The sequence below is a fragment of the archaeon CG10_big_fil_rev_8_21_14_0_10_43_11 genome, from assembly GCA_002763265.1.
Lineage (GTDB): Archaea > Nanobdellota > Nanobdellia > PEZQ01 > PEZQ01 > PEZQ01.
Genome location: PEZQ01000006.1, coordinates 135,159 through 149,822, shown reverse-complemented (window position 1 = coordinate 149,822; position 14,664 = coordinate 135,159). Strand labels below are relative to the sequence as shown.

Sequence of the window (14,664 nt, the reverse complement as noted above, 5' to 3'; positions counted from 1 at the left end):
ATGAATTCAAAAGGACAGCTTAAACTGATTCTTGCACTTATTGGTTTTCTTCTCCTTCTTGCACCAGTAGTGCTTCTTCTTTCAGGATTCATTTTTTCACAATCTTCAAGAAGCCCTACTGGCGAAGCAATTGCTGTTGGCATAAACTTTCAGGAAGCCGCGGGGTTTTCAAGAATTGTGAATTGCTCTACACCCTTTATTGAAGTCACGCGTGAACCAACCTCATTGAGTGATGAAGGACGCGGCGTCCTGCGCGTTGAAATATGTAATTATAATGAACGGGAAAATCTTGCGCCCATTCTCAGCGCGTTTGTAAGCAATTTCAAGCAAGACAAAAGCTTTGCCTATCCTGGTTGCACTGAACAAAAAACAGTCCCTGCAGGAAGCTTTGCAAACTACGCATGTGAATTACCTCTCTATTCTGAATGTGTAGGCGATTTTCACTTGCACATTACCACCTATAAAGCAGATGTTTCAAGCGACGTTGATGAAATTGTGCAGGTCTATCCCCTTCTCTCTCAAGACCAAGACCTGTTTTGTGCAAAAAAACCGTATAATGTTCGCGTAACAGGAATCAATTTTAATGAGGATGTGAACAATCCCACAATCACCGCAAGTATTCAAAATCGCTTTCTTGTCAATGACATTGCCTACGCTGTTTCTGCAATAAATAATGCGTGCCAAAACCCTGACGCGCAAACCGGTGCATGCGTGTTTTGCAGAGAAACACTCGCGTACGTTGAAGAAAACAGCAACCAAGACGTGTCATGCCGTCTTGTCAGGCAATCAAATGGCATTGACTACCCGTATTCAATTCTAACACAAAACGGAAACATAAGCGCATCAATCCAATTTATCCGCACTGACCTTTCAACCAAAGACACGGACGGGGACGGCATTCTTGACATTCATGACCCTGACCTTGATGGTGACTCGCGGCCTGACCAGTTTATCACACTTGCGCAAGCCCAACAAGATGATGATGCTGATGGGATTGCAAACATCCTTGATGAGGATATTGATGGTGATGGCACGCTTAATGGCAACGACCTTGAAACAGACAGTGCTGATGAAAACGCGCTTGACAACATGCTCAGCAAAGAAACCTTCTATGCATTTGAATTCATCAATGTGAGCATGAGAAGAGGCTCACTTATGGTTACAAACCACCCGACACAGTACTACGCAACATACTCTTTTGATATTCAAAACAATGGTGACCTTGAAAAACCTGTAGATTATACGCTTTACGCGCAAGTCATTGAACACGTCACTGACCCAACACCGCAAGAAATTCTCTTGTGTGATGGAAGTGTGAGCGTTCCTGCAGGACAAACGCGCACGGTTTTGTGTTCGCTTCAAGATGTGGACGGTATTGGCTACACGGCTATTTCATGCGACCCTGAAGACGGATGCACCTACTCATCAGATAGGGTAACTGCGCGCGCGAGCATCAGTGTCACGGGTCAAGAAGCAAATGTGTACAAATCTTTTGAAAGACTTGAGAGCACGCAAAACCTCTTTGTTATCCCGGTATACTCTGAGCTTGGCAGATTAAGCGTTGACACGCCAAGGCGAGGTGACGCATGAGACCCCACACCTTTTTTTTTACTGCTGGCGTCCTAATTGTTATAGGCATTTTTGGCATCTTCTTTTTTGGCAGACAAGCACTTCCTCCAGTGAGCAATGACGCTATATTTTTTGAACAAGAACTTTCTTTTCTTGTTCCAGGAAAAGACCTGTCTGCAAATAAGAGTATCACACTTATAGCAACACCTCCGCAGCGTGACGCGCTTAACATGGCGGTTGTGGATTTGTATAGAGACCACAAAGCGCTTTTTGAATCAACTATGCTCGTATCCTTTAATTACACCACAAATGAGCTTATCACCTCTTTTGAACAAGAACAAAACATCTATGCAACAAACGGGAGCGTGTTTGTTAACGAAGAAAATAAGACCATCACCTATTTTGACGAGCAGGGACAAGAACGCGAATTACGCCTTGAACAGGAAGTACAATACATTCCTGCAGTGGAACTCTCGTTTTATGAAAAACAATACACATACGATTTTAATGCATTTGAAGCGCAAGCACAAAGCATTGCTTCGCATTTTGGTCTTGAACAGGCAAAGCCAAGCCTCGTGACAACGCCTTATTTTGGTTTTTCATTCCAAGCAGACGCGTTTCTTTTAACTGTGTATTATGATGATTTTGAAGTGATTGGCTACAACATCCTGCTTGATAAAACAAACCATGAAGCAGCTCTTGGTGCAGTATTTGCTGCGTTTGGTTCACCTTATTTTTCAAATCTTAAGGTAGCGCGCACCACTTGTGACGGGTCGTTGTGCATGCTTGTTGAAACAGCTGAACACTCATTTGCAACATATAACACTATTACGCTCACGGGCGATTCCCTGCACGGTGTAAGAAGCGTAAGCATGCTTCTTGAACTCACGCAACAAAACCTTGCTAAACTCATAAAACAATACCTTACCTATCGGGCAAAAGAAGCAAATGAAGCCCCGCCAACAGAAGAACCAGTCTGCGTTGATGCAGGATGGCGAACTGGCAGTCTTGAATGTTCGCTTGCAGGTTTCACGTGCGGGCAAACTGCTGAAAATGGGGTGACGTGCTGGCGTGAGTAAGTATATACTCCTCATAGTCATTGCGTTCTTGATTGCTATGAGCGCGCAAAGCGCGCACGCACGTCTAATCAGCGATATTGAATCCTATTGCGCCACGTCTTGCTCGTACCAGCTGGAACGATTTTTTGGCGCTAAACAAGTACAATGCTCTTCAGATCAGCACTGTGAAGAATACATTACGGGCGGTATTCAACGAGCGGACTGTATTACGGGAGCCTGTGCGCAAGAAAAGCTGTGCTCCAATGGGTTTTGCACGTTCTCTGACGCTGATGGAGACGGCTATAATGATGCTGTTGACTGCAACCCAACTGATGCGCGTATCTATCCTGGCGCACAAGAGCGCTGCAACAATGTTGATGACAACTGTGATGGCACTATTGACCTGTTCTCCGCATCATGCGGCACGGACACCGGCGTGTGCCAGAGCGGAACCAAATACTGTTCTGCAGGCGCATTTGGCGGGTGCACCGGCGCAGTATCTGGCACAACTGAGGTGTGCGATGATGGTCTTGACAACGATTGCGACGGCAGAACTGACACGCAAGATGTGACCTGCCTCACACTGGAAGGTATAACCGCCCCCAATACGGCAGTTCAAAACACCGCGTTTACGGTACAGTGTGAAAGCTCGCTTGTCAATGCAAATTGCATTGGTGCGCGCATACAAGGAGGCTCTGATTGTGCGTGGCAAAGCTGGGATGGCGCTCATGCGCAATTTAGCTGCATATCAAGCACTGCAGGCGAAGTAACTGCAGAGTGTTATATTTCAAATAAGCAAGGCGGTGCATGTTCTGTTGATAGTGATGCAGGAACCCCTCTTGCTGATTCTCAAACAGACATAATTGGTATTATTCCTTCAAATTGCGCGCAACGCTCGCAAGCAGACTGCACATCAGATGGTGCATGCGAATTTTGCGCTGCATGCAACGGCAACAAAGCATCATCAGTTACTGATGAAAACGGAAACCCGGTTTCAGCATGCGTGCCAAAAGACACCTGCCTTTCACTCTACACGTGTAACGCAGGCGCGTGCGGAGCGGTGTGCGATACCGACACAACAGGATGCGCGCCTTCTGACTGCTCGCAAAACAGTGGTTGTTATACAAACGATTTTGTGAAAGGAACCCTTGGCGCGCTCGGCTTGGTGTTGTATGGTGACAATTCTTATGACTATTATGATTGCAGAGCACAACCAAATGCGTGCAATCTTGACACGTGCTCGTGCAGTGCAAATGAGTGCAATGCTGACATCTCAGTATCATGCGAACTTGCAGGAACTGACCTGGACGGGGATGGTTTTGATGTTGAATGCGACGGAGACAATGAAAACATGTGCAGTGACGCGTATGGCACAGTATACCCTGGCGCGCCAGAAATTTGTGATGGCATTCCTGACAATAACTGTGATGGCATTGCTGAAGAAACAGCAATATGCTGCAACAACGCGGCATCTGACGATTTAAGTCTGACAGACACGGTTCTTGCTGATGCCGCTGACGTGTTTAGCAAAGACAAAGTCCGCGATTACTACTGGCAAGCATCATGTGAAGGTGCTGATTGCAGTTTTGGAAGCGTTGTACTCTGCCCTTACACTGACTTTGAAGACGCGTGCGAAGGAATTTTTGTAAACAACTACCAAACCCAAGTGCGCGAATATAGTGCAATAGGAACAAGCTATGACTCAACTCTAGTTGAATGCGCGCGCTACTGCACAGGAGAAACCCAGCCAAGCTTCACCACGTTTGATACAACAGAGTACGCGCCCGGCTGTTTTGATGGGGCGTGTCTTGAACAAACCTTTGAAGACGAGTGCCAAGACGAAGAAACGCTTACTGATTATTACTGTGCGTCAAACGTGCTTAAGAGCACGCAAAAGAATTGCAATGACCTTGATGGATTCTACGATGAAAACGGGCAAAGTGTGTATCGCGACTACGCATGCAATAACGGCGCGTGCGCGTATAAAGCAACCCTTGATGAGAGCGAACTCAAACAAGGACACGTGCGCGTACGATTCAAAAACATGGGTTCAATACCCTTTGATGGCACCCTCACCCTTGACGTGAACAACTTTTGTTCAGGACTTGCTGGCTTTACGATTGTTGAAGACGTGCGCATCCCTGTTCATGGGTATTACGAGAAAACGCACAACTTCCTGAGCACGTGCACGCCTGTTGACACTGAGTTTGTATGCGAAAACCAGCTAAACTATGGCGTGACCTGCGTTGCAGGCATTGGTAGCGGTTGCGGCGTTTTAAGCAAGGAACAAAACACGTTCGAATCCTGTGAGACATGCTGCGGGACCACACTTACGGGAAGCACCTATGAAGACGCGTGCGCAAATCAAAATGTTGCATGCACAACATCAACTGTGTCGCTTGCAATCACCGGACAAGACACGCAAATCTATCTCTCTAATGCGATTGACAATGCAGGATGGTGCTGTAAATGAACACGCACGCGGAATTTGACCTTGTAACCGGCATTCTTATCACGCTTATTGTGATTGGGGTTATTATTGGCTTTGTTATTATGTGGCAAACTGGTGTGCTCGGCTCGTTTGCAGATGATGCACTCCGGCTTGTTAACATATTTTCATAAACTACTATGGCATCAAAACAAAATGTTCAATCTCTTATCGTGTTGTTTATTGTGTTCACACTGCTTCTTATTGTTGTCATACCCGGACTTCTCAGCGTGTTTACTCCTGCACAAAACATTTTTTGCAAAACAAGCATTAATGTTCGAAACTATGCATCCCAGCTGCTTGGCTCACGTTTTGAAACAAGTTTTTTTACGGGCACCGTAATGAACGCGCTTCCCTTCCTGTGCGAGACTCAAATACTTCCTGACACAACAAGTGAAGACTGGGAAATTGTGACGTTTTCAAAAAATGAAGTGAACGGTGAGCTTGCAGGAACTACGCAAACACGCACGTTTAGCGACGCAAGCAACGTACAATTCTCCTACAACGCAGACACATCATTTATTGTGTATACTGCACAAGGCAGAAATCTTGCTGTTGCAAAACAAGACCCTTCAGGGGTTCACTCTCCTGCGGATTTGTTTGTGACCTATTATGATTATGTTATGGGCGGCACACAGAGTGAAGCCCATGCGCTCAAAGGCGCGCTCAACGAGCTTGACGGCCTTGCTCTTGATGCGTTTAACTGCTTTGCAAAACTAGGGTATGGAACAGGAAACCCTCTTACAAGCGCGCGTGTCTCAAAACCATTCACGTGCTCGTCGCGCGGCTATGATTTTACACAAGATGGCGGCCAAGAAACCGAGCTCTCACTGCGCCACATTACTGATTATATGCGCCACGCGCGCATGACCGGGCGCGAAACAACTTATGTTGAGCAAATGGGTGGAACATCACTATGGGTGTGTGGCACCACGCTTCTTGGCTGTGTTGCATCAGGGGATAGCGCCAAACTAGACGCGCTTACCAGCGCGAATTCGTGGCGCGACAAGGCAGCAGAGTTATTGCTTAAAGACGCACAAACACCGGGTTTTTCACTTGATGAGAGCTCAGTGCTTCCTGTTGCATCTCGTCTGTGCCTGCCTGTGATTCCTCAAGTAGCAGCAGAAGCAGAAACAATCATATTTAGGTATGACCCCTTTCAGGTGAGTCCTGGCGATTCTATTACTGCATGGAGCGATGCAATTCCTATTGTTGGACCCCTCTTTAGTTCGGCAGTTCGTGCTGGTTTTGATGTTGCAAACTTCTTTGACAATGCAGACTACACGTGTAATTATGGTGTTGCACTTGATGAAATTTTAGACACAACGCTTTCGCGCGGCAGTTTTCTTGTTGGCTACCACGATGGGTATGGCGGATTTCAGGACAATCCCGAATCAAAAGCATGGGAATTGTGCGGCACCACCTGGGAAGGTCTAAACGTTGCAGATGTGATACAGATTGAGGAATTTAGCACGTATGTGATTCCTTCACAAGACATTTATGATGATGCCACAACTGACGGCGCACTCTTATGCGTGCGTGATGAACAAAACAAAAAGGCATCAAACTCGCGCCTGCAAGAGGCAATTGACGCTTGGTTTGACTAATAATAAAGAGGACTAGAACACGTATGGCAGAAGAGAACAGAGAGCGAATCGGAACATTCATTATATCAATTATTATTCTCGCAATTCTCACCGTTTCAGCATTTGTACTGCTTGTCAATCGCGTATCAGGTCTTGATGAGTTTCGTGCAGACATTTGCAATGATTTTGCAACTATTCGCGGAACCATTGGCAGCCAAGTCACGGGCGGTGACCTGTTAAGCCCGCAAGGCTGGTTTAACCTTTTTGGTCGCGCGCTTGGAGGCGCGCAACGCGTGGCTTCACTTATCCCGATAGAAACAATTTGTCCTATCTTTTCTCATGGCACATTCACAAACTCCCTTGAATTTGGGCAGTGGGCCGGACGGTATGGCTCGCTTTGCTGGGGCATGTATGATGCGGGAAGCGCGCTCAAACCACTGTATGCTGCAGGAAACCCTGCACTGTGTGCTGCAACAGAATACGATTTTTCTCAGAGTGCGCGCATCACTGGTGATACATTTTTAGAATCCGTGCCTTCTGCGCTTGTCTGGTCTGCGGGAAGCTCGCGCAGTCCTGCGTTATTTTTAACTAAAAGCATTTCTCAAATGACCCTTTCAGATTATTTGTACGCAAGCGCGTTTTACACCACGCGTATTAAAGACTCGCAAAGCGCGTCAGAAGGAAAACTTGTATGGCTTAACGGACAAGACATTCAAGACCTTGACTGTACGCTTTCAGTTGGTTCACAAACAAAAGAAGTAACCCCCGCGCTATGCCTGCCTCAAAACATGCGCACCCAAATCATGTACTGCAGTAAAAGCTTCAATGACGGCTCACCCTGCCCTGCTAATTATGTGAATTGTCAGGTTGGTGGCAGTGTTGGTGAAGGTGGATGTCAGGAAGTAACAAATAACCTTATTGCACGCCTCTATCCTGTAGCCGGTCTAGACGCGCTTTTAGCGCAACTCGCAAACCTGGGAATTGGTGAGGCTGCTGATTATCCTACGGTTCTTTTTACCACAGACTACAAAGGTGGCAATACCAAAGTTACTGCAGCAGGAACCACGCGCACGTTAGGAAGCATCCCTTCAGATTCAAGCATTGCAATTGATATGGTTATTGAACTTTCTGGAGCTGAATTTGGACAACTTCTTTCAAACATTGGCTCATCTCCTTCAGGGGCTATTGTTGACGCGTACGCAGGAGCGCGTATGCAAGACGCGCAGGAGCGCGCAGATATTTTCCCGTTTTACTTGTATAATGATACGCTTACCCCTGACCAGTTTCGCACAAGCCCGTGCAGCCTTCTTTCCGGTGATTTTGCCGAAGCATTTGGCGATGATGATAATGCAAACCCCATGTGCTGGCCCTGGGAAGATTCAACAAACGCATGTGATAACCAATGCAATCCGCTTACGCTTACAAGCGGCTCATTTAAACTGGGTTACTGGGACTGGACAACCGAATACCAGGATGAAGATGTTGGAGCTGAAATCCTTATGGGCAACATTTTTCAGGCGCGCGCCTCATCTGCAGCATGGGACGATTGTAATGGGCTTATGTTTGGTTCAAACATTGCTGCAGCAGTTGTCGCAGACCCGTCAATATTCAACCTGATTACCGGCGGAAAGCCGCGTAATGACCGTTTGCTTGCATGTATTGTTGAAGATTCATTTGGACCAATCAGCAGCGCAGAAGATGCGCGCGTACTGTGGGAAGGCGGGCGCGCGTGTTCGGACCTGACGCTTGGGCTCACCTATGAAGGCGGAAAAAATCGAGCGGGAGACATTTCACCAGCATTTGGGTACTGTCAATACCATAACGCAGAATGCGGGGCGCAGGATTTTTCACCATGCACATAAAACTATAAATGTGCACACTACCCCCTACTAGTGCATGAAGCGGGGAGTGACAAACCAAATACTGGTATGGGTGTTTCTTATTTTCTTATTTGTCGTGTTTGTACTGCTTGTTATTACGCTTGGAAGAAACCTTCCTGACCTCATACAAGACCTTGTTGATGCAGGAGCAAACATACTATGAAAAGAAAAGCAAGCTTTTTTATTGAAGGACCGATATTTACTTTTCTCCTGCCTTTTGTGATTATTGCCGCGTTGATTATGCTCTACTTTCTTTTTTTTACTGATGCTAACAAACAACTTGGCAGGGTTGCTGACCTTGGCAGAGAAATTGTTGGCCAGCAATCAGAATGCGGAACAACTGACAACTCGTACATGACCTGCATAGGACCAAACACTGATGCAAACCCCCGCTCAGCCTTGTGGGATGGGTGTCCAAGCACGTACCCCATGCGCATCCCGGTTAAGGGCTGTCGAAGCGATGATAATGCCTATTGCTGTGCAAAAACGCGCTATGACAACCAATGCGAGTTTGATGGGGTAAGTGTGTGCGCGCCTGATGCGTGTCCCGCAGATTGCGGCACGCTTGGACGCGCGTGTGACAGACGCGTTGGTCTTGGTTCAGAGGATACCTTTGATTACGTTACTGGGGTCGGTGTTGAAAGCACGCACGCGTGCGTGCAAGGATGTTTGGGGTGTCTTGGTCTCTCTGGCGACCAGCGCAGCACCATCACGTGCCCGGTAAGCTACCCATTTCGCGTTCCACAAGACCAGGATGGAATAAATCTTGATACGTACTGTCCGCAAACACGAGATGGGAGGGATATGTTTTGTTGCCAAAACTAACCAAAAAAGCAGTTGATATTAACACTATCGCGCTCATCCTGCTTGGACTGTTTGTTTTGCTTACTTTGCTTGTTCTTGCGTTTGTTGCACAACAAAGCCAGGCAAGTCAGGCAGGACGCATTGTTGACATTGTCAATGAAACAATACAGCAGGGCGCGGGCAGCCTGATTTAAGCGGGAGTGTGTTAGCGAACAATTTATAACTTCCTTTAGGCTTAAGTATACACATGAACACGAGGGGGCAGGGTTTGAGTCTTAATTTCATTGTCAAAATCATTTTGGCAGTGCTTGTTCTCTCAACAATTATTATTCTTTTTACTGGAGGCATCTCGCGGCTTTCATCATCACTTGCTCAAAGCAGTGCTGGTGCAACAAGCAATGTGGAAATCACGGCAATAAGAAGCCAATGCACACAATATTGTTTGTCAATGGATAACCTGCTTGCAACCCCGCAAAACGCCGGAGAGTTGCCGTACTGCACGACGGTGTTTAGTCTGAAAGAAGACGGAAATCCTAATGATGAAGACCACTGTTATGACACTATTGTTACTGGAGGAACCGCGTGTCAAGTCACGCTCTCAGGAGGAAGGCGCACAAGCATTGGACAAGAAGAATGTTTAAGTGGGGGTAGTTTTGGTCAGGTTGGCGGCGGAACGGTTGGTGGTTAAAGAGAAAAAATGAAAAAAGGATTTACCTTTGAACAAATGGCCGTGCTCATTCTTGTTATTCTTGGTCTTACTGTTGCTATTATTCTTGCAAGCACTCAATTTGCTGCAAGTGCGGGAAGCATTTCAGACTTGCAAAGCGCAGCAACACAAGGTGCTGAAACAGGAGCCCAATCCGCAGAACAAAGCATTCAATGCGGGAATTTTGGCGGTGAATGCAGAGAATCGTGCACGCCTGAAAACACCCTTGACCTGCCGTGCAGTGGGGAAAACTTTGTTTGCTGCAGAAAATAACCATGTTTACAGATAAACTATAAATATGCAAAGAGCCACTAGTATGAATACCATGTCAAGAAAGGGTTTCACTTTTGCCCAGATGGCAACACTTATTCTGGTCATTCTTGGTCTTACTGTTGGCGTTATTCTTGCAAGCACTCAGCTTGGCGCAAGTGCGGGAAGCATTTCAGAACTTGGCAGTCAAGCAACATCAGGAACACAAGCAGCAGTTACTGCAAGCGCAGGACTCGCGTGCAGAACTATTGGCGGCGTGCAATGCGCTGATGCGTGCGATGTATACCTCAATGTAGGCGGAAGCACGACCACTGATTTAGCAAATGCTGACTCGGGTTTAGACATTGGCTGTCAGGATAGTGGCGCAATATACTGTTGCAAAGAAGCAGCTACTGGTGCGTCACTTCTCCCAACCGGTGCAACCTGTGCTGACGATGCAGAATGCGAATCAGGAACGTGCCAACTAGACAATACGTGCGCATAACCTCTTCTTTTTTTTAATTACCTTTATAATATTTGATTGTTCTAACACTAGTCATGCAAAAGGGCTTTACCTTTACGCAAATGGCAGTATTGCTTCTGGTTATTTTAGGTCTTGTTGTGTCAGTTGTGCTTGCTGCCACTCAGTTTAGACAAGCAGGGGGAAGCATTACTGATGTTGGCGAACAAGCAACCGGAGGGTCGCAAGCAGCAGGTGAAAGTGTGGCAGGACTTGTATGCGACCTTGCAGGAGGCGAGTGCAAAGCGTCATGCAGTGCTTCTCAAACAGACACGGGAACGAGTGATTGTCCAAGCACTGCTGCAAAATGTTGCGTTCCTAAATAAACTTTAAAATAGCAAAGTGCTTCTAATTGAGGTATGCAAAAGGGTTTTACATTTCAACAACTTGCAGTCATTCTTCTTGTCGTGCTTGGGCTTATTGCCGTGATTGTGTTGTTTGCCACACAAATTCAGGGAGCAGGAAGCTCGGTCTCAAGTATCTCAAAAGGCGTTGAGCAAGGCGTTGGCAACGTATCAGGACTTCTCACTTCATGTACGGGTCAAGGTGGTGCGTGCAAAGCAGCGTGTGCTGCTGGAGAAACTGATATTGGGCAATGGAATTGTGCTGTTGCTTCGCCTCATTGTTGTGTATAGTGGTTGATGATGACTAAAAAAGGATTTACCTTTTCACAAATCGCAGCAATACTGCTAGTTATTTTTGTGCTTTTAGCCCTTATCCTGCTTTTTATTACGCAGCGCGACCAGATTGGTGCTATGCTTGAGCGCATGATTGGCATTGGCAATTCTTCACTTAATGAAGCAGAATCACAGCTTGAAGACCGCTTGGGCATTGGTGTGCCAACCCAAAGCAGCGCGTATTCTCAGCCATTTGTTTTTGCGCCGCGGCTTGTTTTGATTTGAGAAATTTAATAAGCGCAGTATGCCTAATTCTCAATATGAATAAACGGGGAGTAGACACGATTGTTGCTATTTTGATTGCTATTATTATTGTTGCTGTTTCACTTCCCTTTCTTGCGCCAATCATCAGCGTGACTGTTGGCACTGCAGCAACGGTTTCTGAACAAGCAAACTTTGCCACATTTACGCTTAAACTCCCCCACGCCTGCAGTTCTGACGCATCAACAAGCATTCCTGGTCTTGAAATGAGTGAAAACTGGCACATTTTTCAATTTGCAGATTTTGATAAATCCCAAACTAATTTTACAAGCTCAAACAAGAACACGCAGGAAGCGTTTGCAAACATTAGCGCACTTGAAGAGGATTGCACTGATTCAACCTGCCTGTGTCTTGTGTATGTGGGAAGCTGTATTACGCGGGATTGCAACACAATTGAAGGAAGCTGCAAAAACCAATGCAGAACTGAGGAGAGTTACAGACAAGATGAGTGCGATGTTAATTCAATTGCATGCAGAGGCAGCACAGAAATACAACTTGTTGAATCAATTGCGCGTGAAGGGGCCTGTGATTCAGGCGTGTGCTGCACGCAAGGAGGAACCAGACTCTATCAAACCATATTCAGCCAAGGCGTATTAGCATACAAACCCGCCTTGTCTCAGTATGTGTATACGTCAGAACAAAGCAGGCGAAATGCTATTCTCAACAACCTTCATGATTATTCTGCTATAGCACTTGCAAGCAGTGCAAACCCGCTTGACCAGATTAAATCCTTTACAAAAACATTTCTTGAAAATTATGAGTGCAAAGACCAATACAGCATTGTTGCTTGTGAATCTCTTAAAAATAGGGGCGCGTGCACAAATGAAACCCTTCTTACTGAAAAAAGCAACCGCGCAATTCTCGCGTTTCCCCTAACTGCACAAAAATTTGACCGCATTAGTATTTCACGCGATGCTGAAGTGCTGCGCATAGATAACGTTGAGGTGTTTGTGCGAACATGAAACGCGGATTTGTCTCGCTTGAAATCATTCTTGGCGTGTTTATTGGTGCAATCTCGCTCGTGCTTTTGCTTATTGTGATTGGTCCCCTTCTTGGGTTTGGCCTGGGAACCGGTGGTTCAGCACAAGATGGTTTTGATTCTTTTAAAGATACGGTTTTGGATGCGTGCAAGTCAGCAGACCTTGCAGGCGATTTGTTTGATTTTGCGCTCCCCCCACAGCATAGCATTACCCAATTCTATCTTGCAACAAGCACAGACAATGCTGTGTACAGCACAACAACCGCCTATGGCAAAAATAAAGGGTATGAAACCTTTGACTATGGGCTCTCATGCGTGCAAAATGGCGGCCAATGCATGAGCTGTGATGACGGTCTGTGCTCAACTGAATGCGCGCCAAACACATGGTATCCTTCACTCACCTGCTGTGCTGAAGGTCAAGACTGTTTGCAAGCATGCTGCATACCGCGCGGAAAAACTGTGCTCAACCCTGCTGCAAGCGCGCAAAGCGGCACTATTATTGTTGACTCTCGAAACACGCAAGGCATTGCGCAGGGGTTAGCTTTGGTTCGCGACACAAAACTTATTGAAGCATGCGCTGACCGCACGTGCATGTGTCTTATCAAGTACAATGGGTGTCATGATGTTTCAGGACGCGGCGGTTACAACCAATTCCTGCAAGACATTAAAGACCACGTCTATGCTGAATACGCAAATCCCATTAGCATAAACACGCTCACATTTGAAGATCAGCTTGCCTACACCTATCTTGGTACGGCGCGTGCGCGCGATATCGCGGGGTGCACTGCAGACCTGACTGGTCCGGGGTGCAAGCGCGCAATCCTTCAGCTTCTTGACGGGGCAACACGACAATTCTTTGCATGGCAAGCGTGCGAAAATGAAGTAAGTGTTCTTGACTGTACCCCGCTAGACGCGCTTGGTTGTAGCGCGCTGCCTGATTCATATCAACTCACTGACGCACCCCTGCTTATCCACCAAGGCGATTACTACATGTTCTCAGTGCTGCCGGCTTCAGAATATTCTGGTGGTTTATCAATTGATTATATGAGACTGCATAAATCAGCAAATGGCTACATAGTTGTGGAGGAACGCGTACGAGGATGATAGACAAAAAAGGAGCGCTTCTCATTGGCAGCCTTGCAATATTGTTTAATATCATTCTTGCTCTTGGCGGCATTCTTGTAACTGAATTTGTTATTGGTGAATTCACCCTTCAAGGTGTTCTCTCGCTTGAACAAGCGCGCACTGCTGCGATGTGTTCAAATCTATTGTTTAATATTGTAGGAACCGATTATTCAGTGCGAAGCGACCTTCCTGATAGTAGGTCTGCAAATCAACTCATACAATTCTATAATATTGATACGCTTGAACGCGAATTTGGATTCTCTCAAGATGCGCTTCGCGCATTTGAGTCTGAAGACCTCTATATTGGCATATGTTCTGGAACCGAAAGCGAAGTTGTGCCCTGCCTGCGTGATTTGGGCATACGACAAGTAATAATGCAGTGTAATTCAACTATTTACCATCCAAAAACCATAGGCGGAAGCGGTGTGTATGATGTAATATTTGTGCAAATTGGACAAGACAAAATCACGTTTTGCGAAAATCAAAAAAGCGGGGAATGTAAACCACAGTGCGGCAATTTTGAATATCAACTAGGAAAGAATGCAAACTACTGCGATGACGCATCTCTTTCATGCTGTTTGTTTCTTGGGGGCGGAGATGCACGCGCGTGCAACAGCGCGGGCGGGATGTGCAGGCCGTCCTGTGATGAGGGTGTGAGCGTGCTTGAACCAAGCTGCGGAACTGGTTTTCAATGCTGCGCATCTTGACTTTAAGAAATCTTATATTAACAGAACACCTTCACTATGAGTAGCACATAAAAAC

General features: G+C 46.4%; 16 protein-coding genes. All 16 read left to right on the top strand.

The features are described 5' to 3' along the window. The 16 genes from COT72_03370 to COT72_03295 all read left to right on the top strand — a co-directional run bounded on the left by COT72_03370 (position 1) and on the right by COT72_03295 (position 14,609). Positions 1-1,590 carry a hypothetical protein gene (locus tag COT72_03370; GenBank protein PIO00176.1) on the top strand — a complete coding sequence of 530 codons (1,590 nt, stop codon included), beginning with the start codon at positions 1-3 and terminating at the stop codon, positions 1,588-1,590. Next, a complete protein-coding gene (locus tag COT72_03365) occupies positions 1,587-2,648 on the top strand; it encodes a hypothetical protein (GenBank protein PIO00175.1) in 1,062 nt (353 codons plus the stop codon). Before COT72_03370 ends, COT72_03365 begins: the two co-directional genes overlap by 4 nt. A gap of 37 nt (positions 2,649-2,685) precedes the next feature. Continuing rightward, on the top strand, positions 2,686-5,100 hold the full coding sequence (locus tag COT72_03360; protein ID PIO00174.1) for a hypothetical protein: 2,415 nt from the start codon (positions 2,686-2,688) through the stop codon (positions 5,098-5,100). 155 nt (positions 5,101-5,255) lie between these two features. Then, on the top strand, positions 5,256-6,722 hold the full coding sequence (locus COT72_03355; GenBank protein PIO00173.1) for a hypothetical protein: 1,467 nt from the start codon (positions 5,256-5,258) through the stop codon (positions 6,720-6,722). A gap of 23 nt (positions 6,723-6,745) precedes the next feature. Further along, positions 6,746-8,563, top strand: a complete 1,818-nt coding sequence (locus COT72_03350; protein ID PIO00172.1) for a hypothetical protein — start codon at positions 6,746-6,748, stop codon at positions 8,561-8,563. A gap of 177 nt (positions 8,564-8,740) precedes the next feature. Then, a complete protein-coding gene (locus COT72_03345; GenBank protein PIO00171.1) occupies positions 8,741-9,406 on the top strand; it encodes a hypothetical protein in 666 nt (221 codons plus the stop codon). Next, positions 9,394-9,579 (top strand): hypothetical protein, encoded by a 186-nt coding sequence (locus COT72_03340; protein PIO00170.1) that lies wholly within the window; start codon positions 9,394-9,396, stop codon positions 9,577-9,579. Before COT72_03345 ends, COT72_03340 begins: the two co-directional genes overlap by 13 nt. A gap of 53 nt (positions 9,580-9,632) precedes the next feature. Then, positions 9,633-10,073, top strand: coding sequence for a hypothetical protein (locus tag COT72_03335; GenBank protein PIO00169.1), 441 nt, complete (start codon positions 9,633-9,635; stop codon positions 10,071-10,073). Positions 10,074-10,082: 9 nt separating this feature from the next. Further along, positions 10,083-10,364 carry a hypothetical protein gene (locus COT72_03330; protein ID PIO00168.1) on the top strand — a complete coding sequence of 94 codons (282 nt, stop codon included), beginning with the start codon at positions 10,083-10,085 and terminating at the stop codon, positions 10,362-10,364. 52 nt (positions 10,365-10,416) lie between these two features. After that, complete coding sequence (locus COT72_03325; GenBank protein PIO00167.1) at positions 10,417-10,845, top strand: hypothetical protein; 429 nt, start codon at positions 10,417-10,419, stop codon at positions 10,843-10,845. A gap of 53 nt (positions 10,846-10,898) precedes the next feature. After that, a complete protein-coding gene (locus tag COT72_03320; protein ID PIO00166.1) occupies positions 10,899-11,186 on the top strand; it encodes a hypothetical protein in 288 nt (95 codons plus the stop codon). Positions 11,187-11,219: 33 nt separating this feature from the next. Continuing rightward, positions 11,220-11,495 carry a hypothetical protein gene (locus COT72_03315; protein PIO00165.1) on the top strand — a complete coding sequence of 92 codons (276 nt, stop codon included), beginning with the start codon at positions 11,220-11,222 and terminating at the stop codon, positions 11,493-11,495. 9 nt (positions 11,496-11,504) lie between these two features. Next, positions 11,505-11,762, top strand: coding sequence for a hypothetical protein (locus COT72_03310; protein PIO00164.1), 258 nt, complete (start codon positions 11,505-11,507; stop codon positions 11,760-11,762). 35 nt (positions 11,763-11,797) lie between these two features. Continuing rightward, on the top strand, positions 11,798-12,760 hold the full coding sequence (locus COT72_03305; protein ID PIO00163.1) for a hypothetical protein: 963 nt from the start codon (positions 11,798-11,800) through the stop codon (positions 12,758-12,760). Then, the gene (locus tag COT72_03300; GenBank protein PIO00162.1) at positions 12,757-13,881 is read left to right on the top strand and encodes a hypothetical protein; all 1,125 of its coding nucleotides are present in this window, start codon (positions 12,757-12,759) and stop codon (positions 13,879-13,881) included. Before COT72_03305 ends, COT72_03300 begins: the two co-directional genes overlap by 4 nt. Continuing rightward, complete coding sequence (locus tag COT72_03295) at positions 13,878-14,609, top strand: hypothetical protein (protein PIO00161.1); 732 nt, start codon at positions 13,878-13,880, stop codon at positions 14,607-14,609. The genes COT72_03300 and COT72_03295 overlap by 4 nt, the downstream gene beginning before the upstream one ends. Positions 14,610-14,664: the final 55 nt, after the last annotated feature.